The following is a 22,513-nucleotide window of genomic DNA, read 5'->3' on the forward strand; positions in this document are numbered from 1 at the left end:
GGGGGGGCGGGGGACAGCGGTACGGATGGGAATAGCTGCGGTCCGGGAGCGCCGGGTGAGGCCCCGGCCGGAAAGGGCCCGGCTGAGGCCGCCGCCGGCCCGGGGCGGCCCGGTGACGGGCTTGATTATCCCGGAAAAGGGGACGGATGCAGCGGCAGTCCCGCCCGCCGGCCGGAAACCTTCCGGCGCCTGAACATTTTCCTGCAGGATTTCCTGTCCGGCCTGCTGGATGCCGCCGGCCGGGGGGAACTGAACCCGGGTACGGTGGATGAGTTTATCCTTGCCGGCAGCAGGGCAATAAAGGGGATAATTCAACACTCCGGATGCGGATAAAACGGCCTGGTGCCGCCCTGAAAAACATGTCAGGCGGGATGGCCTGAAGCGGTCATACCGGCTGTTTGGGTGTTTCCCGGGCCGGACGGGCCGGCGGCACGGCCACCAGCAGTCCGGCCACACCCAGCCCGGCGGCGAAAAGCATCACCCCGCGGTAGCCCCACCACCCGGCGATGAGGCCGCCCAGAAAGGGCCCCAGGGCATTGCAGAGATTTAAGGTGGATTGAAAAATCCCGCTGGCCGTGCCCCTCTCCTCGCCGCTGCGCAGGACGATAAGCAGGGCGCCCACATAGAGGCAGGACCAGGCTACCCCCAGCAGGGACTGCACGGCAATCAGGGCAGGCCGGGCACTGACAAAGGCATAGGAAGCAAAGACACCGATGGAAAGCAACTGGCCGAAGGCAAACACCTTGTTTTCGTTAAACCTTTGCAGATAGCGCATGATTACAAACTGCACGGCAAAGTTTATGCTCCAGAGCAGGCCCACCCAGAACCGGTCCATGCCCAGGGCGGTCAGGTACAGGGGCAGAATAATCCACACGGCCGTGGCCCCCAGGTGGCGCAGGAACACGGCCAGATAAACCCGGAAGCCCCGGCGGATTACCAGCCACAGGTTGATCCGGTGCCGGCTGTATTGCGCCGCCACCTCCCGGAAGGTGAAGGAAATGGCAAAGGCGGCCAGGCAGGTGAAGGCACTGGTGAAAAAGAGCAGGTGGAACTCCTTTAACACCGCCGCTCCCAGGGCGCCAAAAATCCAGCCCAGGGACCCGTAAGAGCTGAACTTGCCCATATCGGCCCCGGACTCAAAGGCGTAGGCCAGCAGCGCCGCCGTGGCAATGCCCAGGGCGAAGCCCACCACCGAGCGCACCAGGGTGAGAACCACCAGGTTGTGGGCCAGCAACTGGGCGGCAAAGGCCAGGGCGCTGGCGGCCAGGCCCAGGCGCACAAACAAAAGCCTGCCCAGTGAATCGGATTTCCAGCCGGAAAAAAGGGATGAAAGTAAAAAAGCCGCCCCGTAGGATGCCCCTACCAGGCCGATCTGCCAGTCCTTCGCCCCCATCTGGGCCCCCAGCAGGGGGATGAAAATGAGGGAGCCCTGCACGGCAAAGTTAAGCAGAAAGTTTATTGTACTGATGAGCGTGATGTGGGATGTCTTGCGGTTCGCACCCGCTGTCTCCGTTTTCAAAAGGCATTCCTTCTTCAATCAACATACTTTTAATTTTACTCCAGTTTGCCGGTTAGTCCAGAGGATTTTTTTTTGGGCGGACCCCTTTGGGCCGGCATTAAACTTTCTGTAAATACAACCGGCTGTTGCCACCAGTGAATGGTTGTGTTATTATATTTTCAAGGTAAGTGCATCATGCCAATACTAGAGGTGCGCTATTATGTGCAAGAACGGGTGTTCCTGCAATTTGCCCGCGGACCGTTTGTTGCAGCCGTTGCTTCTTTTCCTGCTGAAATTACAGCCTTCCCACGGGTACGAGCTGATTCAGAGGCTGGCCCGCCTGGATTTGCTGGAGGGGGAGACGGATCCCACCACGGTCTACCGGAATTTGCGCCGGATGGAACAGGAAGAGCTGGTCAGTTCCAGCTGGGAAGCCGCGGAAACGGGTCCTGCCCGCCGCCAGTATGCCATCACCACCAGGGGGGAGGAGCTGCTCCATGCCTGGATGGCGGCCATCCGGCGTCAAAAGGAGAAACTGGACCGGTTTATTGGCCTCTATGAACAAAGTTTGAGCAGGTAGTCAAAAGTGGTGTTGGCCGGGAAATATAAAAAAGAAGGGTCATTCCGGAGGTGTGTGTGAATCATGTCACATATCCCCTTTCGCGTCCTGCATGCCGGTGCCCTGCGCCGGCCCATAGGCGAATGCGCCCAGGTTTTCAGGGAGCGTTATCCCCACCTGGCCGTGGAACTGGAGTCGGCCGGTTCCCGGGAGTGTGCCGCCCGGATTTGTGACGGCGGTATCTATGATGTGGTGGCCCTGGCCGATACGGTTATCTTTGAGCGGTGGCTGGTGCCGGAATATGTGGACCGCTATTTTGTCTTTGCCACCGATCAGATTGTGGTGGCTTTTGATCGCTTTTCCCGGCGCAGCCGGGAGGTAGGTCCAAATAACTGGATGGATGTGCTCCTGTCAAAGGGGGTGATCTACGGGCGCTCGGATCACCAGCGGGACCCCTGCGGTTACCGGACGCTGATGGTCTGGCAGCTGGCGGAAAAATTCTACAACCGGCCGGGGCTGTATGCCGCCCTTGATGCCGGCTGCTCCCGCATCTATCCCAAGTCCATAGATCTGGCCGGCGCTCTGGTGGAAGGGCGGGTAGATTATGGCTTTCTGTATTCATCGGTGGCCCGTCAGCTGGGCCTTCACTTTGTCAGATTGGCCTCCCGGATCAACCTATCCCATCCGGCCCTGGTCGATTACTATGCCACCGCAGGGGTGGTCCTGGAAGAAAAAGGGTCGGGGAAAAGGGTGACCCTGTCCGGCGCCCCCATTGAGTTTGCCGTAGCCCCATGTCGCCATGCCCGCTACCCGGAGGAGGCCCGGTGGTTTGTGGAGCTGCTCACCGGTGAAAGGGGGCGGCAGATACTGGAGGCGTGCGGACTGGTTCCCTGTTAGCACGGGGTATCTGTGGGTACGGTTATAGACCGGCTCACCGGTTTATTTGGTAGCCCGGGTTTTGACACCGGTCTCTAGAAACCGCATCATTACTGGATTTGCGTGGCATTATTTAGCAAAAGGCACAGGCGGGTACGGTGGAGCGGGAAATTCTCCTTACGCGGGCCTTTCCTCACGCACGTTTTAAAGCTACTTAATGAAAGGGGTCGTTATTATGTATTTCCCTGTTTCCGGTGTGGAAGTTTTTCCCCTGGTTCCTCCGCTGGTGGCCTTTCTCATTTCTTCCCTGACGGCATCGGCCGGGGTATCCGGGGCCTTTTTGCTCCTGCCCTTCCAGGTGAGTGTGCTGGGGTTTACCAGTCCCGCCGTCAGCCCCACCAACCTGATCTACAACATTATAGCCATACCCGGGGGGTTGGCCCGTTACATAAGGGAAGGGCGCATGGCCTGGCCCCTGACCTGGGTGGTGGTTATCGGCACCCTGCCGGGGGTTTTTGTGGGCGCCTGGATCCGCATCCGCTACCTGCCCGATCCCAGGGCCTTCAAACTCTTTGTGGGCCTGGTTTTGCTCTACCTGGGCATCAGGTTGCTCTACGAAACCACCGGCCGTTATCTGAAAAGCAAGGAGCAAACCAGAAGCCTGGAGAAGAAGTTCCGGGAACGGGTGAGCCGGGTGAAGGAAGAATCCGCCGGGCGTCTGGCCGCCGGCCTGCCCCCGGAGGCGGTGGTGAAAACCCGCTCCGTGTCGCTGCGCAAGATTGAGTACGATTTCTGGGGAGAAACCTTTTCCTTCAGCACCATGGCCGTTTTCACCCTGGCCCTGGTGGTGGGACTCATCGGCGGTATCTACGGCATCGGCGGCGGGGCCATCATTTCCCCCTTTGTGGTCTCTGTTATGGGTCTGCCCGTCTATACGGTGGCCGGGGCCGCCCTGGCCGGCACCTTTCTCACCTCCATTGCCGGGGTGACCTTTTATCACGTTCTGGAATTCACCGCTGCCGGGGCGAGTGCCAATGTTGCCCCGGACTGGTTTTTGGGAGCCCTCTTCGGTGTGGGTGGTTTTCTGGGCACCTATTTTGGCGCCTATTTGCAAAAATACCTGCCCGACCGGGTTATCCGGGGGATTCTGGGCGCTCTGGTCACCTTCCTGGCAGTGAGTTACGTATTGCAATATTTTGTTTAAAAGATTGCGAAAGGTAATTGTCAGAAGATGGAGCTTATGTTATCATAGGTCCGAAATAGAGGCCGTTTCCACAGGGGGTATGGAAGGAAAAGCTCCGGCCTGTCACGGTAAAATGGTTTCGCCCTGGTGTCCGGGAGGTGGAGTGGGCCATGTAGCGGCCATAGAGGTTTCCGACGACAAGCCCGTGTTTTGAGGTGGTATGGTGATGGGCAGTGAAAACCTGATCCTGCGTATTGACGGTCTCCAATCCGAGGAAGACAGGATGGATGTGAAAAGGGCGCTGGAAGACGTTGCCGGAGTCAAATGGGTCTGCGTGGATGGTGAAGCCGGTACAGCGGTGGTAATATTTGATCCCGAGCGAACTCCCCAGGATAATCTGATCAATGTAGTTATGGAAATGGGGTATGCGGTGAAGCGGTTTTTCAGCGGGTAGATCCGCCGGGGACGTTGCTTTACTCCGATGTGTGTGATAACAATAGTCTTCATGGGTGGTTCATGGGGTTGCAAAGCCAGGGTGATATTCAGCCTTGGCTTTAACGTATGGAGATTTTGGGCTAAACCCGTTGTGGGACTACCCACCGGGTAAGATGGTCGTATATGTCCACCCCGGGCATTGTTAAAAAAGTTCGTAGTATCCCTTGTTCGCCATATGGTTATTTTTTGCTTGCATTTTCCGGTTGCGTGTGTTTATAGTGTAAAAAAGGGAAGTTTTATTATAAAGGGCTGTGGAACTGGTAAAACTCAAATAGCAGGAAGGGAAAATGGCCGGCAGAGAACTGTTTCGCGGCAAGGGGGGAGGGGCCGCTGGTGGGTGAACGCCCGGCAATTGAAGCCGGGCATGGAAGAATTACCGCCTGATCCGGGAAGCCGGCAAAATGCGTCGTCATTTACCAAAGGGAGGATATGACCAATGCGAGTATTGCTGATTCAGCCGCGGCCCGGGGCCGGGGCTGGGTATAAGAGTTTGATCGCCGTCGAGCCCCTGGGACTGGAGATTGTGGGTGCCGCCCTGCAGGACCACACCGTCCGCCTGCTGGACATGCTGGCCGAAAAAAATATCGCTGCCGCCGTGCAGGAATTCCGTCCCCGGGCGGTGGGCATCAGCTGTTCCTTTACCGTGGACGTGCAGCAGACGTTAAATGTGGCCCGGGAGGTGAAAGCCGCCGGAAAAGGCGTATTCATTTTCGTGGGCGGTCACCACGCTTCCCTGAGCCCGGAGGATTTCTGCCACCCGGCGGTGGACGCGGTGGTGGTGGGCGAGGGGGAAACCACCGTGCCGGAGCTGATGGCCGCCCTGGAAGGCGGGGGCGACCTGCACACCATACCCGGCCTGGTTTTGAATACCGGGGAGGGACAGTTTTTTACCGGGGAACGGCCCTTACTGAAAGTGCTCGACGATGTGCCGCCGGCGGACCGCAGCCTGACGGCCCCCTACCGGAGACATTATTATCTGGGTTTGCGCCGTCCCTTCGTGACCCTGGAGACGGCCCGGGGTTGTCCCCACCGCTGCAATTTCTGCAGTATCTGGCGGTTTTACCGGGGCCGGGTGCGTTTCATGAGCCCCGAACGGGTGGCGGAAGAGGTGCAGAGCCTGCCGCCCGGGGATGTGCTGTTCACCGACGATAATTTCCTGGCCGATGTGCGCCGGGCGGAAAGGATTGCCGCCCTGTTGAAGGGCCGCGGCGTGCCCAGGCGGCGTTATATCATTCAGGCCAGGAGCGACACCATTGTGAAACATCCCGATGTGCTCCGCCAGTGGAAGGAAATCGGCCTGGATCAGGTCTTTATCGGTTTCGAAAAAATTGATCAGTCGGGCATGGAACACGTAAACAAGCAAAACAGCGTGGAAAACAATGAAAAGGCCCTGCATTTCCTGAAATCCATCGGGGTGGGCGTCTATGCCTCCTTTATCGTAGACCCGGATTTCACCATCCCCGATTTTAAGAAGCTCATCGATTACGTAAAAAGGCTGAAAATTGCCCAGCCCCAGTTCAGCATTCTCACCCCTCTGCCCGGCACCGAGCTCTTTGCGAAGCTCAAAGACCGCTTGACCACCACCAATTACGAGTTCTTCGACCTGTTGCACGCCGTGCTGCCCACCCAGATGCCCCTGAAGGATTTTTACCGGGAGTTTGCCGAGCTTTACCGGCGGGCCTACCTGCGTCCCGGCCACGTCATCAATACGATGAAGTGGTTTGTGCACAGGTTGCTCACCGGCCAGCTTTCCCTGGAGCACTTAAAGAACCTGGTGGCCGGGGTGAGATTGACGGCCAGTCCTTTCGCTTATCTGAAAAAGGTTTGATGGCCCCCCTGGAAGGCGGCGGCCTGCATTAATGGACCGGCATGTACCGGATGCGGGGACCGGTCCCTTTGAAAAGGGCCGGCCTCCGTTTTATGCGGATTACCGGGTCTTTCATCCGTTGATCGAGAAGATGCTCCGGGAAGGGGTGCGCCTGGAGCAGGAGTGTATCGAGCCGGCGGAATTTATCCGGGTGGGGGAACAGTGCTGACGCATGAATGCATGGCACGGCATTTTATCTAAGCTTACAGGTCCCGCATCAAAATTTTCACCGCACAAATTATACGGCCGCTTCCCCGGCAGACCTGGTTTACGGCGATTTTTGAGGATGTGAAATGAACGGCGGTTGAAACCGTCACGGCGAATTCTTCAAATAATTATAAAAGCCCCCGCCGGTTTTCGTTTCCGGCGAGGGCTTCTTTATTTTTTTCAGGTAACCCGCAACCTTCAATTACCCCAGGATCTCTTTCAAGTCCTGGTCGGGAGTGGTGATGGGCTTGAGGTTGTAGTTGTCCTGCAGCACCTGCAGCACGTTGGGCGTAATGAAGGCCGGCAGGCTGGGGCCGATGCGGATGTTCTTGATGCCCAGGTGCAAGAGGCTGAGCAGGATGGCCACGGCCTTTTGCTCGAACCAGGAAAGCACCAGGGAGAGCGGCAGTTCGTTGACACTGACGTTAAAGGCCTTGGCCAGGGCGGCGGCTACCTGGACGGCCGAGTAGGCGTTGTTGCACTGGCCCATGTCGATGAGCCGCGGGATCCCTTCGATGTCGCCCAGGTCCATGTAGTTGAACTTGTATTTGCCGCAGGCCAGGGTGAGGACCACGCAGTCTTTGGGCACCTTTTCCACGAACTCGGTGTAGTAATTCCGGGACTTCTTCACCCCGTCGCAGCCGCCCACCAGGAAGAAGTGGCGGATCTTGCCGGCCTTGACGGCGTCGATAATCTTATCGGCGATGCTCAAAATGGCGTTGTGGTGGAAGCCGGTGACCAGGACACCGCCCTCTTTTTCCGGCAGGGGCGGCAGCTGTTTGGCCTTTTCAATGACCGGCGTGAAGTCCCGGCCCTTAATGTGGGTTACACCCGGCAGGCCGGCGATGCCGCAGGTAAACATGCGGTCCCGGTAGGATTCTTTGGGGAGCAGCACGCAGTTGGTGGTGCCCAGAATGGCGCCGGGGAACTGTTCGAATTCGGTTTTCTGGTTCTGCCAGGCGCTGCCGTAGTTGCCCGCCAGGTGGGGGAATTTCTTCAGCTCCGGGTAGGCGTGGGCCGGGAGCATTTCCCCGTGGGTGTAGATATTGATCCCGGTGCCCTCGGTTTGTTTCAGCAATTCGTACAGGTCCAAAAGGTCGTGACCGGTGATCAGGATGCCCGGGCCGCTCCTGGTGCCCGTGGACACTTTCGTGGGTTCCGGGGACCCGAACCGGGCCACATGGGCCTGATCCAGCACTTCCATGATGCGCAGGTTCATTTCACCGCATTTCAGCGCCAGTTCAATGTGCCGGTTCAGGTCGAAGTCCACATTGGTCAGGGTGGTGAACAGCGCCTCGTGCATGAAGGCGTCCACCTGCTCGTCCCTGGCGCCCAGTTCCCGGGCGTGGTAGGCGTAGGCGGCCACCCCTTTCAAGGCAATGATCAGAGTGTCCTGCAGGCTGGCGATGTCCTCGTTTTTGCCGCACACCCCTACTTTGGTACACCCGGTTCCTCCGGCCGTCTGCTCGCACTGGTAACAAAACATGGTTTCCGAGACCTCCTTTAAATTTTCTTTACCGTTTCTGCCCGTTAATCAGGCGGCTGCTCCGGCCAACCCGCGTTAAATCTTCCATTTTTTTCTGGGCCGGGCAGAAATTTTTCAAAACCTGTTTACATTATAGGTGTCTGAGACGGGCAGGGCAGTGATTTGCCTCACAGAGGCGGTAAGGTTTTGATCATAAACCGGCGGTGTTATCGCCGGCAGCGGACTTGATGCAGGGAGTTATCCTGCTTACTCCGCAGCCATCGCATAAAATGTATATTCCGGGGATCAATGGGAGCGGCTCCGGCTCTTGAGGTCCGGACTCCCGCCGGCAGGGAATGGGGGAAAAATGGCGAATCAGATTACAGAGGTGGGAGTTTTCCGGGCCATTTCGATAGAACAGCCCGGTTCCGGCTCGAAATACTGATTAAAGGAGAAACGCACCAAATGGAAGAGTTGATTAAGAACGCCATCGACCACCTGGTTATGAATTACCGGGGGAAAACGGCCTACCGCCCTCCCCTGGTGGGTTTTGCCCGGGCCGATGATCCGGGGTTTGCCCGGTTAAAGGAGGTGGTGGGCCCCGGACACCTGCTGCCCCGGGACCTGCTGCCGGACGCCCGTTCCGTGGTGGCCTTTTTTGTTCCCTTTGCCCCTGAACTGGTGAAAATCCACCGCCGGGACCCTTACGTAAGCCGCCAGTGGGCTGAAGCCTATATTGAAACCAACCGGCTGATCAGTGATATATGCGCCGCCCTGGCCCGGGAATTGGAAGGCAAAGGGGTAAAGACCGCCTGGCAAAAGCCCACCCATAATTTTGATCCCGTGGCCCTGGTCTCCTTCTGGTCCCACAAACATGTGGCGTATCTGTGCGGACTGGGCACCTTCGGCCTGCATCACATGCTGATTACTCCGGCCGGGTGTGCCGGCCGCCTGGGGAGCCTGGTGGTGGACATTCCCCTGCCGCCCACCCCGGTGGCGAAAGGGGAGAACTGCCTGTACCGCCGGGAAGGAGTGTGTGCGGCCTGTGTGAAACTCTGTCCCACCGGGGCGCTGACCACGGAGGGGCTGGACAAAAGCAAATGCTACCGGCGCCTTTTGGAAGTGGACGCCCATTTCAGCGACCTGGGCCTGTGCGACGTCTGCGGCAAATGCGCCACCGGCCCCTGCTCCCTGGGAGTGCCGGAAGGGCAGGAGTAAAAGCTTTTACGGCCGGGTGCCTGCGGGCACCCGCCCCGGGTTGGGGGGATAACCAGACATGCAAACCCTGTTCATTCGCGATTTTATGGCCAGGGAACCCATCTGCCTGCGGCCGGATGATACCATCCGGGAGGCGGCGGCCGTTTTCAGTCGACATGAAATTGACGGTGCTCCGGTGGTTGACGGGGATGGAAAACTCACCGGTCTTTTTACCAAAACCCATGTCATGCGGGCCATGGCCGGAGGGTTACCTCTGACCACTCCTGTGGGGCACCTTATGCGCCGCCAGGTCTATACCATTTGTGAGGACGACCCGCCGGAAAGCGCATGGGAGAAGGCGGTTAAATACGGCATTGGCCGCCTACCCGTGGTTGACCGGAATGACCGGCTGGTGGGGATGATGACCAGAACCAGGCTGGTCTATGCCTTTGAACAAAAATATAAAAATATAATTTCTTTTCTGAACGCGGTTCTGGATTGTGCCCTGAGCGGGATTTGTGCCGTCAATGAAGAAGGGGTTGTGGTTGTTTTCAATCAATCTGCCGCCAGAATTACCGGTTTATGCGCCGAAGAGGTGGTGAATCGCCACATTAACGATGTTATTCCCCAATCGGGTTTGCTGGAAGTGTTGCAGACAGGCAAAGCCAGTTACGGCCACAAAATCATCTTCCGGCAGAGTACGGTCATTGCCAACCAGGCCCCGGTAATCTATGGCGATAAAATTATCGGTGCGGTCAGCCTTTTTCATGATATTTCCGAAGTGGAAACCCTGTCCCAGCAACTGGAAACTGTAAAGAGGATGGCCCAGGAACTGGATATTATTATCAGTGCTTCCAGCGAGGGAATCGCCCTGCTGGATCAGGAAGGGAAAATAATTAAGCTCAACCGGGCTTATGAACAGGTGGAAGGGGTCCCCGGTGAGAAAATCAGGGGATTGCGGGTAAAAGAATTGATACAAAAAGGCTATCTTTCCTTTCTGGCCGTTCCGGCGGCACTGGAGAAAAACGGGCCGGCCTGTGTGATCGAGCGCCTGCGGACCGGCAGGGAAGTGCTCAGCACGGCCACTCCCATAGTGGATGAACAAAGCCGGAATATCCGGCGCATAGTGGTAAACTGCCGTGACCTCACCGAACTGGCTGTACTGCGCCGTCAGCTGGAAGAAGAAAGGGCCCGTTATCACGCCCAACTGGAGAGCCTGCGGGCCGAATCCTGGGAGCGGGATAAAATAGTGGCCGCCAGTTCATCCATGAGGGAGTTGCTGGCCGTAGCCGAAAGAGTGGCGCCCTATGACAGCAACGTGCTCATCCTGGGTGAATCGGGGACGGGTAAAGATCTGCTGGCCCGGTTTATTCATTACCGGTCCGCCAGATCCGCCGGCCCTGTTATTTCCGTCAACTGCGCGGCTATACCGGAAAATCTCCTGGAATCGGAACTTTTCGGATATACGGCCGGGGCATTTACCGGTGCCGAGCGTCAGGGGAAAGCCGGCCTTATCGAACTGGCGGAGGGCGGCACGTTGTTTCTCAACGAAATTGGAGACCTTTCCCTGAGCCTGCAGGCAAAACTGTTGACGGTTATTCAGGAAAAACTGGTACGTCGTCTGGGAGAAACAAAGTCCCGGCCGGTTGATTTCCGTTTGATTGCTGCCACCAACAGGGACCTGGCCGAAATGGTGCGTAAGGGGCTTTTCCGGGGAGACCTTTATTACCGGATCAATGTTATTCCCATCACCATTCCCCCCCTGCGGGAGCGGCCGGAGGATATTGTTCCGCTGGTGCATCACTTCCTGCATCGGTACAACAGAAAGTTCAACCTTGATAGGCAGGTGGCCCCCGAAACAATGGAGTGGTTGAAAAGTTACTCGTGGCCCGGTAATGTGCGGGAACTGGAAAATGTAATGGAAAGACTGGTGGTGACTTCCGTTGCGCAGGTAATAACACCTGATGCCTTGCCGGAACAGATCAAAAAAATTACCTTTCCCGGCATGCTAAAGAAGGGAAACGTGGAACCGGCCGGTCTGTTCAAATTGTATCAGCGGATGGGGAGTACCCGCAGGGTTGCGGCTGCCCTGGGCGTTCATCAGTCTACCGTAGTCAGGTGGTTGAAGAAATACGGGTACAAGCCGGCCGCTTCTCGCTCCGGCGGTGTAAACAATGATGCGTAAACATGTCCACAACAGGGTTCGGTAATATTCCCCGTTTAATTCCGGTCTTGAGAGTCAAAAGTTCATCATTCAAACACTATATATAGCCGTTCTTGGCGCTAAAGAACACTATATATTGTGTAGCATTGGGAAAACTTTCGAATGTCCGGTTTCGGTTTTACGGTGGGAGTTATTATTTTGATGCACTGTTGATGCTTTTGCTGTCGGTGCATCGGGCGGGCAGAATTATTCCGGGCGGTTTTGCAGGGAAGAAACGTGATTTTTTCCCCGTTCGGGGCGGTTAGGGAGGCACCGCTCCTGTTTTATTTTGTGGCACTTTTATTGCATGAATTTTTAGAATTAAGCGGTATAAATTTACCGGGTGAGCTTTCCCGGTGGCGGAGTTATTGAAATAGCCGCCGCGAAGTTTTGATCATTTCCGGCAAGGAGTTGAAAAACATGGAAGATGTGGTGATTGTAGCAGCCGCCCGGACGGCCATCGGTGATTTTGGCGGGGCTTTCCGGGATATGCTTCCCCACCAGCTGGCCGTGCCGGTCATTCAAGAGGTGTTGAAGAGGGCCGGTATTACGGGGGATATGGTGGACGAGGTGATTTTGGGCAACTGCGCCCAGCGCACCGATGAACCCAATGTGGCCCGGACGGCGGCCCTGGTGGCCGGCCTGCCCGTGCAGGTGACGGGCATGACCATCCAGCGCCAGTGTTCCTCGGGCATGCAGGCCATCGTTTCGGCCTACCAGCAGATCCTCACCGGGGATGCGGAAATTGTGGTGGCCGGGGGCACGGAGTGCATGAGTAGCGTTCCCTATGTGTTGAAAAACGCCCGCTGGGGTCTGCGCCTGCAGCACGGGGAAATGACCGACGCCCTGTGGGAAATGCTTACCGACCCCATCCACCACATTCTGATGGGGGAAACGGCCGAAAGGCTGGCGGACAAATACGGCATCACCAGGGAAGAGCAGGATGAAATTGCCCTGCGCAGCCACCGGAACGCCGTTCGGGCCATTGAGGAAGGCCGTTTCCAGGAGGAAATAGTGCCGGTGGCCGTCCCGCGGCGCAAGGGGCCGCCGCAGGTGGTGGATAGGGACGAACATCCCCGCCCGGACGTGACCATGGAAAAGCTGGCGGGCTTAAAGCCCACTTTCCGGAAAAACGGCACGGTTACGGCGGGAAATGCCTCCGGCCTCAATGACGGGGCGGCGGCGGTGGTGGTCATGCCGGCGTCTAAAGCCCGGGAACTGGGCATAAAGCCCCTGGCCCGCATTGTCAGCCATGCCCGGGCCGGGGTGGAACCGGACCTGATGGGTTACGGGCCGGTGCCGGCCATTAAAAAGGCCCTTAAAAGGGCCGGCCTGACCCTGGGTGACATCCAGTTGATTGAGCTGAATGAGGCCTTTGCGGCCCAGTACCTGGCCTGTGAAAAACTGCTGGGATTGAACCGGGAGATTACCAATGTCAACGGCAGTGGGGTCGGTCTGGGCCACCCCGTGGGCTGTACCGGGGCGCGTATAGTGGTGACCCTTTTATACGAAATGGCCCGCCGCAACCTGCGCCTGGGACTGGCCTCCCTGTGTGTGGGCGGCGGCATGGGTATGGCCATGGTTCTGGAAAGGGTTTAACTATTTTACGGTGCCATGTCCCCACCTGCCGGAGAAGGGGCATGGCCGGTGACGCTCAGCCGGATTCACCGGGCATTGTCCCTGCGGGAACCGGCGCGCCGTCCCATTTCTGTGGATGGCTTGCGCAGTTAAGGGTTTTGCCCACCCAATAGCAAGAATTTACCATCCCTTATATGCTTGAGGTTGCTTTCCTTATGATTAATCGGGCGGAATTGACTTTCAGGGTTGCTGTCAAACTTAAATAATGGAGTGAAATGTATGTTGTATCAGTTGACGGAAGAACTGGAAATGCTGCGCCAGGTGGTCAGCCGGATGGCTGCCGAAAAAGTGGCTCCCAGAGCGGCCGCCATCGATGAAGAGGACACCTATCCCTGGGATCTTAAGGAACTTTTTACCGGGCAGGGTCTGCTGGGGGCCGGGGTTCCCGAGGCGTACGGCGGCAGCGGGCAGGGCCTGCCGGCGGTGTGCCTGATTGTGGAGGAGATTGCCAGGGCTTCCGCATCGGCCTCTTTGATTGTGGCGGCCCAGGAACTGGGCCTGATGCCCATTTTACTGGCCGGGAGCGAAGGGCAAAAGCAAAAATATCTTCCGGAACTGGCATCAGGGGAGCGTATTTGCGCCTTTGCCCTGACCGAACCCAATGCCGGTTCCGATGCCGGTGGGATAAAAACCCGGGCCCGCCGGGAAGGCGGCAGGTACTTGATTTCCGGGCAGAAGTGCTTTATCACCAACGGCGGCGTTGCGGATGTGTATACGGTCTTTGCCAGCACGGACCCGGAAAAGGGGTTAAAGGGTCTTTCCGCATTTATTGTGGAAAAAAATTTTCCCGGGTTTGCCGTCGGCAAAAAAGAAAAGAAGATGGGGGTGAGGGGTTCGCCCACCGCGGAACTGATCTTTGAAGACTGTCCGGTGCCGGCGGAAAATCTTCTGGGGAAGGAGGGAGACGGGTTTAAAATTGCCATGATGACCCTGGACCGCACCCGGCCGGTCATCGGTGCCCAGGCGGTGGGTATCGCCCAGGGGGCCCTGGATTACGCCGTCAATTACACCCGGGAGCGGGTGCAATTCGGACGGCCCATTGCTTCCTTCCAGGGTCTGCAATTCATGATGGCCGATATGGCTACAAAAGTGGAAGCCGCCCGCCAGCTGGTCTACAAAGCGGCCTTTACCATTGAAAACGCCGCCGAACTGGGGGTTTCTCCTGCCGGGGTCAGCCGGTATTCATCCATGTGCAAGCTTTTCGCTTCCGATGTAGCCATGCAGGTGACCGTGGATGCGGTGCAGCTTCTCGGCGGGTATGGCTATATGAAGGAATACCCCCTGGAGCGGATGATGCGTGACGCCAAGATCACCCAGATTTACGAGGGAACCAACCAGATCCAGCGCCTGGTAATCGCCCGGAGCTTATTGGAAAAGGGAAAATAGGAGGTGTGTTTTCATGTCCTGCCGGCATCTCTTGAATGAGGAAGAAAGGCAAAAGTATATGGCCATTACTGAGGAAAACCTGGAGTTTCTCCGCAAACGGTATAACAGAGTTAACCGCTGGGTTATTGCCGATATGATACGACGCAGCGCATACCGCTATCCGGACAAACCGGCGCTTATTTTTGGTGATAATATTTTAACCTATGCCCTGCTGGAAAGTGAATGCAATAAAGTGGCCAATGCGTTGATAGATCTGGGAATTAAAAAATACGATCGCGTAGCTATACTTGCCCATAACACAATACATCACGTGTTAACCTGGTTGGGTACCGCCAAAGCCGGTGGGATATACCTTGCTATAAATTATCTGTTGCGTGGGAAAGACATCAGCTTTTGTATCAATCATTCGGAAAGTAAAGTTTTTATAATTGAAGACGCCCTTTATGATACTGTGAAAGAAGTTTTGGATGATATGCCCGGGGTAAAAACATTCATCTGGTCGGATCAGGGCAGGGGTGACAGGGCACCAGAGAATTTTCTGGAATTCAATGATTGGTATAAAGATTACCCATCCGTCGAGCCAGATGTATACCTGCGTATTGAGGATCCGGTGCAGATGACTTATACCAGTGGTACGGAAACATTGCCCAAAGGTGTCATATTAACCAATCAGGCTTTGGTCTCAGAATACGTAGGAGCCATTATTGATGGGGAATATGTCTCTGACGATGTAAATATTAATGCCATGCCCATTTTTCATTGCGCCCAGAGGGATGTTTTTCTGAATCCAATTTTTATGGTGGGAGGAACCAATATTCTCCTTCCTCAACCAGTCCCGGCAGACATTATGGCTTCCATTGAGAAGTATAGAGCAACTATGTTCTTTGCCGCACCGACAGTATGGATTGCCCTGTTGCGTCACCCCGATTTCCACCGTTTTGATCTAACTTCCCTGAACAAAGGTTATTACGGTGCCTCTATTATGCCGGTTGAGGTATTGAAGGAACTGCAAAAGCGTCTTCCCAGCTGCCGGCGCTTCTATAACTACTACGGCCAGACGGAACTAAGCCCCTATCATACCATTTTAAAGCCGGCCTTTCAGTTCACCAAGCCGGGTTCCGCCGGTCAGGGCGGATTGAATATGGAAACCCGTATTGAAGACGAAAATCACAATCCCATTTCCGCCCCAGGTGAGCCGGGAGAGATTTGTGGCCGGGGTCCCCATGTCATGCTCATGTACTTTAAAGAGCCGGAAAAAACCGAAGATGCCCTGGCCCATGACTGGTTCCACAGTGGAGACATCGGTGTTCTGGATGAGGATGACTTTGTCACAGTGGTCGATCGGAAGAAGGACATGGTTAAAACAGGGGGAGAGAATGTATCCAGCCGGGAAGTGGAAGAGGTTGTTTACCGGCACCCGGCTGTTTCGGAAGTGGCGGTAATAGGCTTACCCCATGAGAAGTGGGTGGAAGCTGTAACGGCCGTTGTGGTGTTGAAATCCGGGCATAAGGCGACGGAGGAGGAAATTATCACCCTGTGCCGGGAGCATCTGGCGCCTTTTAAAGTGCCCAAAAGAATTGTTTTTACCGAAAAGCTGCCCAAAACACCCAGCGGTAAGATTTTAAAAAGGGATTTGCGGAATTTATTTAGTAACATTTACAACTATTGATCACAATATAGCGATTAGTTCCAATATTCAGGAGAAAAGGCTGGCCAGCCTGCCGGTGGGCCAGTTAAACGGGTTCTTCATGTTCAAATGGTTTGCAAGAATTACGGCAAAAAGACAAGTCCTTCTTAAGGGTGATTTGGAAAAACATCAAGTAGGGAGATGGTATTGTGAACATAAATACGGTTGCTGTTATCGGTGCCGGGACCATGGGGGCGGGGATCGCCCAGGTGGCTGCAGCGGCCGGTTATCAGGTGGTTTTATCGGACGTAAAAGAAGAATTTGTGCAGGGAGGTCTGTTCCGCATTGGCACCAGCCTGGAACGGCTGGCAGCTAAAGGAAAGCTGGGCGATCAGGATGTGCCGGCGGTCATGGGGAGGATAACCCCCGTTATAGGACTGTCCGGTGTGGAAAAGGCCGACCTGGTCTTTGAAGCCATCATCGAAAATATGGAGCAAAAGAAATCCCTCTACCGGGAACTGGATGGCATCTGCCCGTTGAAGACCATCTTTTGTTCCAACACCTCCGGCCTTTCCATTACGGAGATGGCTTCCGTTACCCGTCGGGCCGGCCGGTTCATCGGCACCCATTTCTTCAATCCCGTGCCGGTGATGGAGCTGGTGGAGATCATCCGCGGTGAGGAAACCACCGATGAGACCTATGCCATTGCCCGGGAAGTCTGCGAAAAGATGGGCAAAACCGTCATTACGGTTAAAGAGGCACCCCTGTTTGTGGTCAACCGTATTCTGGTGCCCATGATCAACGAGGCCATTTTTGTGTTACAGGAAGGCATCGCGACAGCTGAGGACATCGACAAGGGAATGAAACTGGGGGCCAACCATCCCATCGGCCCGCTGGCCCTGGCCGACCTGGTTGGCCTGGATGTGCTGCTCATGGTCATGGATACCCTTTACCAGGAAACCTGTGACTCCAAATATCGCCCGGCGCCCCTTTTAAGAAAGCTGGTGCGGGCCGGACACCTGGGGCGGAAAACGGGCAAGGGATTTTATCAATATTAAGGCAGGATTTATTTAAATACCAGAAAAAGAGGTGAATGCCTATGATGAGATACCCACTTCTCCTGCATACCATATTGGAACGTGCCCACCGGCTGTTTCCCGGAAAAGAGATAGTATCACGGGATTTTTCCGGTATGTTCCGTTATACCTATGGTGAGTTTTACGAGCGTGTCTGCCGCCTGGCCAATGTTTTGCAAAAGATGGGGATAAAACGGGGGGACAGGGTGGCTACTCTGGCCTGGAACAATCACCGGCACCTGGAATTGTATTTTGCCGTACCCTGTACGGGTGCGGTTTTACACATGGTCAATTTACGCCTGTTTCCCGAGCAAATAGCCTATGTTTTAAATCATGCGGAAGATAGGGTCATTTTTATCGATCAGGATCTTATACCCATTGTTGAAGGTATCCGGGGACAGATTAAAACATTGGAGCATTTTATTATCATGACTGACGCCGGTAATCTTCCGGAATCATCTTTAAAACCTTTGGATTCCTATGAATCGCTCTTGCGGCAATCTTCCCCGGTTTACGATTTTCCCACCGATCTGGATGAATGGTCTCCTGCGGCCATGTGCTATACCACTGCCACCACCGGTGATCCCAAGGGTGTTATGTACAGCCATCGTGCTTTGTACCTGCACAGCCTGATGTCCGGGATGGTCGATACCTTTGCCGTATCGGAGAAAGATGTAGTTATGCCTGTCGTTCCCATGTTCCACGTTAATGCCTGGGGGTTGCCATATACCTCCACACTGGTGGGAGCCAAGCAGGTCCTACCCGGAATGCGTCCGGACCCCCGCACTTTGTGCCAGTTGATTCAGGCAGAAAAAGTAACGGTAACGGCAGGGGTGCCGACCATTTGGATGGAGTGTTTTAAGTTGCTGGAAGATGGTTCCTATGATGTGAGCAGTTTAAACCGGATCATTTCCGGTGGTGCTGCCGTACCCCGGGTATTTATCGAAGCATATGAAAAGAAGCTGGGTATTCCGGTGATTAATGCTTACGGTATGACGGAAACCACACCCCTTGTTCTATTATCCCGTCCCAAAAGTTATATGAAAGACTGGCCGGAGGAACGGGTTTATGCCCGGAGGGCCAAACAAGGTTTGTATGTGCCCGGTTTGGAAATAAAGGTGGTGGATGAAAATGGTAATGAGGTTCCCTGGGACGGGCAAACCATGGGTGAACTGCATTTAAGAGGGCCGTGGATAACTGAGGAATATTACAGGGAACCGGTATTGACCGGGGAGGCCATGCGTAATGGCTGGTTTAAAACGCAGGATATAGTGACTATTGATGAAGAAGGTTATGTTTACATTTGCGACCGGTCCAGGGATTTGATTAAAAGTGGGGGGGAATGGATCTCATCGGTGGATCTGGAAAACAACATTATGGCCCACCCGGCGGTGGCCGAAGCGGCGGTTATTGCCATGCCCCATGCAAAATGGCAGGAAAGACCCCTGGCCTGTGTGGCGCTCAAGGAGGAGTTCCGGGGCAAGGTTACGGCTGAAGATATTCTGCAATTTTTACGGGGGCGGGTGGCTAAATGGTGGCTGCCGGACCGGGTAGAGTTTATTGACGAGGTGCCCAGGACCAGTGTGGGTAAGTTCAACAAGAAAGCCTTAAGGCATAAATTTTTCTCGGAATTGTTTAATTAATTGACGCAGGGTTGTTCAGGGGTTTATATCCGGGCATACGAAAACCAATTTCCCGGATCCGTTTCTATGGCTAATCTGCGAAGGGCCTGTGCCTATCCGGCGGGCCCTTACATTTTAAGTTCCGTACCTGGATGGAAACAATTTATACCTGCTCGGCATGGCCATAAAATATTTAAATTACATATATTAAAGGATTATATATACCCGGCGCGAATATAATAAACCGGGGAGAGCGGGGCTGGTGCCCCCCGCGGGCCGCAAACCCGTTGGCCTGCCTGCGATCCAGGCGGGGGTCCGGTTCGATTCCGACCTCTCCCCTCCAGTAAAATCAGGCCCCGCACCGATTGGCGGGGCTTTTTTACTTTGCAGCGAATTCTGCAGAAAGACCATTTTGGGAGCAATTTGGGAGCAAACAAGGCGCAAGACCACCAAACTGCACAAAAAGAAAGGGGCGGGTTTTAAGCCTGCCTCTGTTTTTGGTTTCTTCCTTTGAGAACAGCGAAAACTGGTGGAACTGCGCTTCTTCGACAGTTACCCTCCCTGGTAGGTGGCCCAGGAGTTGGGGATGAGCGAATCAAGTTTTTTCAGGTGCGAGAAAGAAATCCTCACCCTGCTGGCCCATAGGCTGGGGCTGTAAGCGCATCAACCGTAAATGATACCACCCCGGCGTAGTAAAAGCAAAAGGCCCGGCAATCACCGTGCCACAACTTCTTTACCTTACCCGGCCACCTGACGCGGCGGCAATTCGATATACTCTGCCACCGAAGACGGCAGCGGCAACGGCAGGCCATCCTCTTTCAGCCCCTTCAAATGCAGTTCTAATGCTTCGGTCAGCAGGCGCAAAGTTTCCTCCACGGTTTTCCCAGTGGCGACGCAACCCGGCACGTCAGGCAGGTAGGCCGAATAATTTTCCGGACCCTGTTCAACCACGGCAAGGTATTTCACGTTACTTATCCCCCTTCCCGATTTTTAGTTTTGCTTGCTTTAATATATTGCCCAGAGTTTTTGGATGTAACGTTTCACTTGGTTTACCTGCCACCGTTAAACCGGCCCGGTTTTGTCGGGTGCTTGAACTGACGGTGGCTGCCCTTCTGCTCAATTAAGTACCAACCATCTTCCTGGAGCAGCCGGAGAATATCCCTCACCTTCATCCCACTGCTTTCAACAACCTTCCTGGATTCAATTTTGGATTCTTATCCCTGATAATCCGCTATTTCCTGGCGCTGTTCGGTCATATGGTTACCCCGTCCCTGATAATTTCCTGGTGTATTGGCAGCAGGGACCATAGACCGGTTTCCCATGTTTTCCGATCCACCACCAAAATACTGATGTTTGTCCCCCTGGATAAGTTAACTTCAAAAATTAAATCGGATATGGCGTGTTTTTCGCTGTGGCTCATCGGTCGACTGGTAAGTACCAATAAGTCCAGGTCAGACTCTTCAGCAGCTTCCCCACGTGCTGCCGAACCGAAGACCATTAGTTCTTCAACCGGGAACCTGCTTTGCAAAAGCGCTTTGACCTCTTTGATTGCCTCCCGCTGATCCGGTAAAAGGTATAATTTCTGAGCCTTCAAGAGCATCATCACCTTAAACAAATTCTGGGATAATTGTAGCTTATTTTTTTCTTACGATCAATGCTTTGGGCCTGCCTGCGATCCAGGCGGGAGTCCGGTTCGATTCCGACCTCTCCCCTCCAGTGATTTAAGGCATTGCGTATAGGTGAACCTGCTGCATACCTTCCCAGGGATAGGTCCGGGGTCTTCATGCCGAAAGGTTAATTCCTGAAAAGGGGATGGGAAAAACAATGTGCCCGGCCGGTTGACCGCAATGCCGGGCATCGCATATTCTCATTCAGTGGTCAGTAGTTCGGCCACTCTTTTTTTGATCTCATCCCGCACTTCCCGGAATTTGGCCATAATTTCTTCTTCGGTGCCGGTGGTCCGGGCCGGGTCCTCCAGGGGCCAGTGGATGCGTTTGACCGCGGGCGGGGTGAGGGGACAACTTTCATGGGCATCCCCGCATAGGGTGACCACTACATCGGCCGAATGCAGGATTTCCGGGTCAATGGCCTTTGAGGTGCGGCCGGAGATATCCACACCGGCCTCGGCCATTACCTGCACCGCCCGGGGGTTTATCCCCACCGGATTGGTGCCGGCGCTGTATACATCCCATTTATCCCCCGCCATGGCCCGGGCGAAGCCTTCGGCCATCTGGCTGCGGCAGGAGTTGCCGGTGCACAGGAAAAGGACCTTTTTTCTGGGCAAACCGTTTCCCCCCGAACTTTTTTCTCGCTTAATATTATAAATTACTGATAAAGCACCGGGCAATATAATTTTTTCTCCCTAACTGAAAGGGTTTGGCCGGAACTTACCCGGGGAACCAGGAGAGTCTGCAGGACAAGCCCCGACATTTATTGAATTATTAATGGCCCGGCCATCGGGGGATTTGAAGCATATAAAGTAACTCCCCTAAAGGGGGCGGTTCCCCTTTGGGTATTTATGGAAAGAAGGGCCTGGTTATGGGGAAACGGTTTCAAAAACCAACAACTGTCAGGTATTGTGCACTTTTTCGAACCAGGTTGAAAGGATGACAATCGGGTGCTTGAAGGGGCATGGGTAAAATAGGGGGGGAGTAAAACCTTGTCTGTATACGGGAATAAGCCAAAACCGCCGGTGAAGTGGGCCGGCGGCAAGACCCAGCTTCTCCGGGCTTTTGATCCGCTTTTCCCCCGGGGCGGGTATGACCTTTATATCGAACCCTTTGTGGGCGGCGGGGCGGTGTTCTTTTACCTGCTGCCGCCCAGGTCGGTGCTCATCGACAGCAACCCGGAATTGATCAACTTTTACCAGGTGGTGCGGGACGACCTGGAACCCCTGCTGGCTGATCTGGGCAAACACGAAAATACGGCCGAGTATTACTACCACCTCCGGAGCCTGGATCCCGGGGGAATGGACCGGATCAGCCGGGCTTCGCGGTTTCTTTACCTGAACAAGACGGCCTATAACGGCCTGTGGCGGGTCAACAGCCGGGGAAGGCATAATGTCCCCTATGGACGTTATAAAAACCCGCGCATAGTGGATGCGGAAAACCTGCGTCTGGTCAGCCTGGCTTTGCGGCAGGCGGAAATAGTGGCGGGGGATTTCAGCCGCGCCCTGGATTTTGCCCGGCCGGGCGCCTTTGTCTACCTGGACCCGCCCTATCACCCGCTGTCGGCCACGGCCAACTTTACCAGTTACACGGCCGGTGCCTTTCATGATGAAGACCAGCGCCGTCTGGCCGGAGTGTTTCGCCGGCTGGACGCCCTGGGCTGTCAGGTCATGCTGAGCAATTCCGATACGCCCTTCATCCGCGAACTATATGCCGGCTATGACATACGGGTGGTCCAGGCCCGGCGGGCCATCAGCTGCCGGGTCCGGGGGCGGGGGCCGGTGACGGAAGTGGTGATCAGGAATTATAAACAGGATTTATAGCCTTTGGGGACGGTTTGAAGCCTCCGGGCTTGTCCCGGAGGATGTTCACGAATGCTTTACATGCTCCGGCACTGTGTATATCTTCAAGCGGGTAATTGTCCTTTCCGGGAAATATACGCGTATA

General features: G+C 55.2%; 20 protein-coding genes, 1 tRNA gene and 1 pseudogene. 16 read left to right on the forward strand and 6 right to left on the reverse strand.

The genetic code is table 11. From position 1 onward, the window contains the following. Nucleotides 1–333 (forward strand): annotated as a pseudogene (locus GFC01_RS18680) (hypothetical protein); the annotation flags it as partial. 52 nt (nt 334–385) lie between these two features. On the opposite strand, the gene GFC01_RS02120 reads toward GFC01_RS18680, so the two are convergent. Next, nucleotides 386–1,519: an MFS transporter gene (locus tag GFC01_RS02120; RefSeq protein WP_152945000.1), complete on the reverse strand. Its 1,134-nt coding sequence runs from the start codon at nt 1,517–1,519 to the stop codon at nt 386–388. A gap of 199 nt (nt 1,520–1,718) precedes the next feature. Here GFC01_RS02120 and GFC01_RS02125 point away from each other — a divergent pair, with 199 nt between their 5' ends. The 6 genes from GFC01_RS02125 to GFC01_RS02150 all read left to right on the forward strand — a co-directional run bounded on the left by GFC01_RS02125 (nt 1,719) and on the right by GFC01_RS02150 (nt 6,647). Next, complete coding sequence (locus GFC01_RS02125; RefSeq protein WP_152945001.1) at nt 1,719–2,078, forward strand: helix-turn-helix transcriptional regulator; 360 nt, start codon at nt 1,719–1,721, stop codon at nt 2,076–2,078. A gap of 63 nt (nt 2,079–2,141) precedes the next feature. Continuing rightward, nucleotides 2,142–2,954 (forward strand): extracellular solute-binding protein, encoded by an 813-nt coding sequence (locus GFC01_RS02130; RefSeq protein ID WP_152945002.1) that lies wholly within the window; start codon nt 2,142–2,144, stop codon nt 2,952–2,954. Nucleotides 2,955–3,168: 214 nt separating this feature from the next. After that, on the forward strand, nt 3,169–4,137 hold the full coding sequence (locus GFC01_RS02135) for a sulfite exporter TauE/SafE family protein (RefSeq protein WP_152945003.1): 969 nt from the start codon (nt 3,169–3,171) through the stop codon (nt 4,135–4,137). A 205-nt stretch (nt 4,138–4,342) separates the two neighbouring features. Beyond that, complete coding sequence (locus GFC01_RS02140) at nt 4,343–4,570, forward strand: heavy-metal-associated domain-containing protein (RefSeq protein WP_194174754.1); 228 nt, start codon at nt 4,343–4,345, stop codon at nt 4,568–4,570. A 477-nt stretch (nt 4,571–5,047) separates the two neighbouring features. Beyond that, the gene (locus tag GFC01_RS02145) at nt 5,048–6,439 is read left to right on the forward strand and encodes a B12-binding domain-containing radical SAM protein (protein WP_152945005.1); all 1,392 of its coding nucleotides are present in this window, start codon (nt 5,048–5,050) and stop codon (nt 6,437–6,439) included. Between the two features lie 31 nt (nt 6,440–6,470). Next, a complete protein-coding gene (locus GFC01_RS02150; protein ID WP_152945006.1) occupies nt 6,471–6,647 on the forward strand; it encodes a hypothetical protein in 177 nt (58 codons plus the stop codon). A 240-nt stretch (nt 6,648–6,887) separates the two neighbouring features. On the opposite strand, the gene hcp is transcribed toward GFC01_RS02150, so the two are convergent. Continuing rightward, nucleotides 6,888–8,171, reverse strand: a complete 1,284-nt coding sequence (hcp, locus tag GFC01_RS02155) for a hydroxylamine reductase (RefSeq protein WP_152945007.1) — start codon at nt 8,169–8,171, stop codon at nt 6,888–6,890. Nucleotides 8,172–8,615: 444 nt separating this feature from the next. On the opposite strand from hcp, the gene GFC01_RS02160 reads away from it, so the two are divergent. From GFC01_RS02160 to GFC01_RS02195, 8 genes are all read left to right on the forward strand, one after another. After that, nucleotides 8,616–9,368: an epoxyqueuosine reductase gene (locus GFC01_RS02160; RefSeq protein WP_152945008.1), complete on the forward strand. Its 753-nt coding sequence runs from the start codon at nt 8,616–8,618 to the stop codon at nt 9,366–9,368. Nucleotides 9,369–9,426: 58 nt separating this feature from the next. Beyond that, nucleotides 9,427–11,532, forward strand: a complete 2,106-nt coding sequence (locus GFC01_RS02165; RefSeq protein ID WP_152945009.1) for a sigma-54-dependent Fis family transcriptional regulator — start codon at nt 9,427–9,429, stop codon at nt 11,530–11,532. 438 nt (nt 11,533–11,970) lie between these two features. After that, nucleotides 11,971–13,149 carry an acetyl-CoA C-acetyltransferase gene (locus GFC01_RS02170; RefSeq protein WP_152945010.1) on the forward strand — a complete coding sequence of 393 codons (1,179 nt, stop codon included), beginning with the start codon at nt 11,971–11,973 and terminating at the stop codon, nt 13,147–13,149. Nucleotides 13,150–13,407: 258 nt separating this feature from the next. After that, nucleotides 13,408–14,574, forward strand: a complete 1,167-nt coding sequence (locus tag GFC01_RS02175; protein WP_152945011.1) for an acyl-CoA dehydrogenase family protein — start codon at nt 13,408–13,410, stop codon at nt 14,572–14,574. Nucleotides 14,575–14,587: 13 nt separating this feature from the next. Continuing rightward, the gene (locus tag GFC01_RS02180) at nt 14,588–16,243 is read left to right on the forward strand and encodes an acyl-CoA synthetase (protein ID WP_152945012.1); all 1,656 of its coding nucleotides are present in this window, start codon (nt 14,588–14,590) and stop codon (nt 16,241–16,243) included. Nucleotides 16,244–16,416: 173 nt separating this feature from the next. Next, nucleotides 16,417–17,259, forward strand: coding sequence for a 3-hydroxybutyryl-CoA dehydrogenase (locus GFC01_RS02185; RefSeq protein ID WP_341473713.1), 843 nt, complete (start codon nt 16,417–16,419; stop codon nt 17,257–17,259). 41 nt (nt 17,260–17,300) lie between these two features. Next, a complete protein-coding gene (locus GFC01_RS02190) occupies nt 17,301–18,920 on the forward strand; it encodes a long-chain fatty acid--CoA ligase (protein ID WP_152945013.1) in 1,620 nt (539 codons plus the stop codon). A gap of 225 nt (nt 18,921–19,145) precedes the next feature. Continuing rightward, a tRNA-OTHER gene (locus tag GFC01_RS02195) sits at nt 19,146–19,242 on the forward strand. A 395-nt stretch (nt 19,243–19,637) separates the two neighbouring features. Here GFC01_RS02195 and GFC01_RS02200 read toward each other — a convergent pair. The 4 genes from GFC01_RS02200 to arsC form a co-directional block, all read right to left on the reverse strand. Beyond that, nucleotides 19,638–19,865 carry a type II toxin-antitoxin system HicB family antitoxin gene (locus GFC01_RS02200; RefSeq protein ID WP_341473708.1) on the reverse strand — a complete coding sequence of 76 codons (228 nt, stop codon included), beginning with the start codon at nt 19,863–19,865 and terminating at the stop codon, nt 19,638–19,640. An 83-nt stretch (nt 19,866–19,948) separates the two neighbouring features. Further along, nucleotides 19,949–20,071, reverse strand: a complete 123-nt coding sequence (locus GFC01_RS19195; RefSeq protein WP_243137158.1) for a type II toxin-antitoxin system HicA family toxin — start codon at nt 20,069–20,071, stop codon at nt 19,949–19,951. Between the two features lie 80 nt (nt 20,072–20,151). Continuing rightward, a complete protein-coding gene (locus GFC01_RS02210) occupies nt 20,152–20,502 on the reverse strand; it encodes a nucleotidyltransferase domain-containing protein (RefSeq protein ID WP_243137170.1) in 351 nt (116 codons plus the stop codon). 264 nt (nt 20,503–20,766) lie between these two features. Continuing rightward, a complete protein-coding gene (arsC, locus tag GFC01_RS02215) occupies nt 20,767–21,183 on the reverse strand; it encodes an arsenate reductase (thioredoxin) (protein ID WP_152945015.1) in 417 nt (138 codons plus the stop codon). Nucleotides 21,184–21,558: 375 nt separating this feature from the next. On the opposite strand from arsC, the gene GFC01_RS02220 reads away from it, so the two are divergent. Beyond that, on the forward strand, nt 21,559–22,389 hold the full coding sequence (locus GFC01_RS02220) for a DNA adenine methylase (RefSeq protein ID WP_152945016.1): 831 nt from the start codon (nt 21,559–21,561) through the stop codon (nt 22,387–22,389). Nucleotides 22,390–22,513 lie beyond the last annotated feature (124 nt).

It is taken from the genome of Desulfofundulus thermobenzoicus (assembly GCF_009428905.1).
In the GTDB taxonomy this organism is placed as follows: domain Bacteria; phylum Bacillota; class Desulfotomaculia; order Desulfotomaculales; family Desulfovirgulaceae; genus Desulfofundulus_A; species Desulfofundulus_A thermobenzoicus.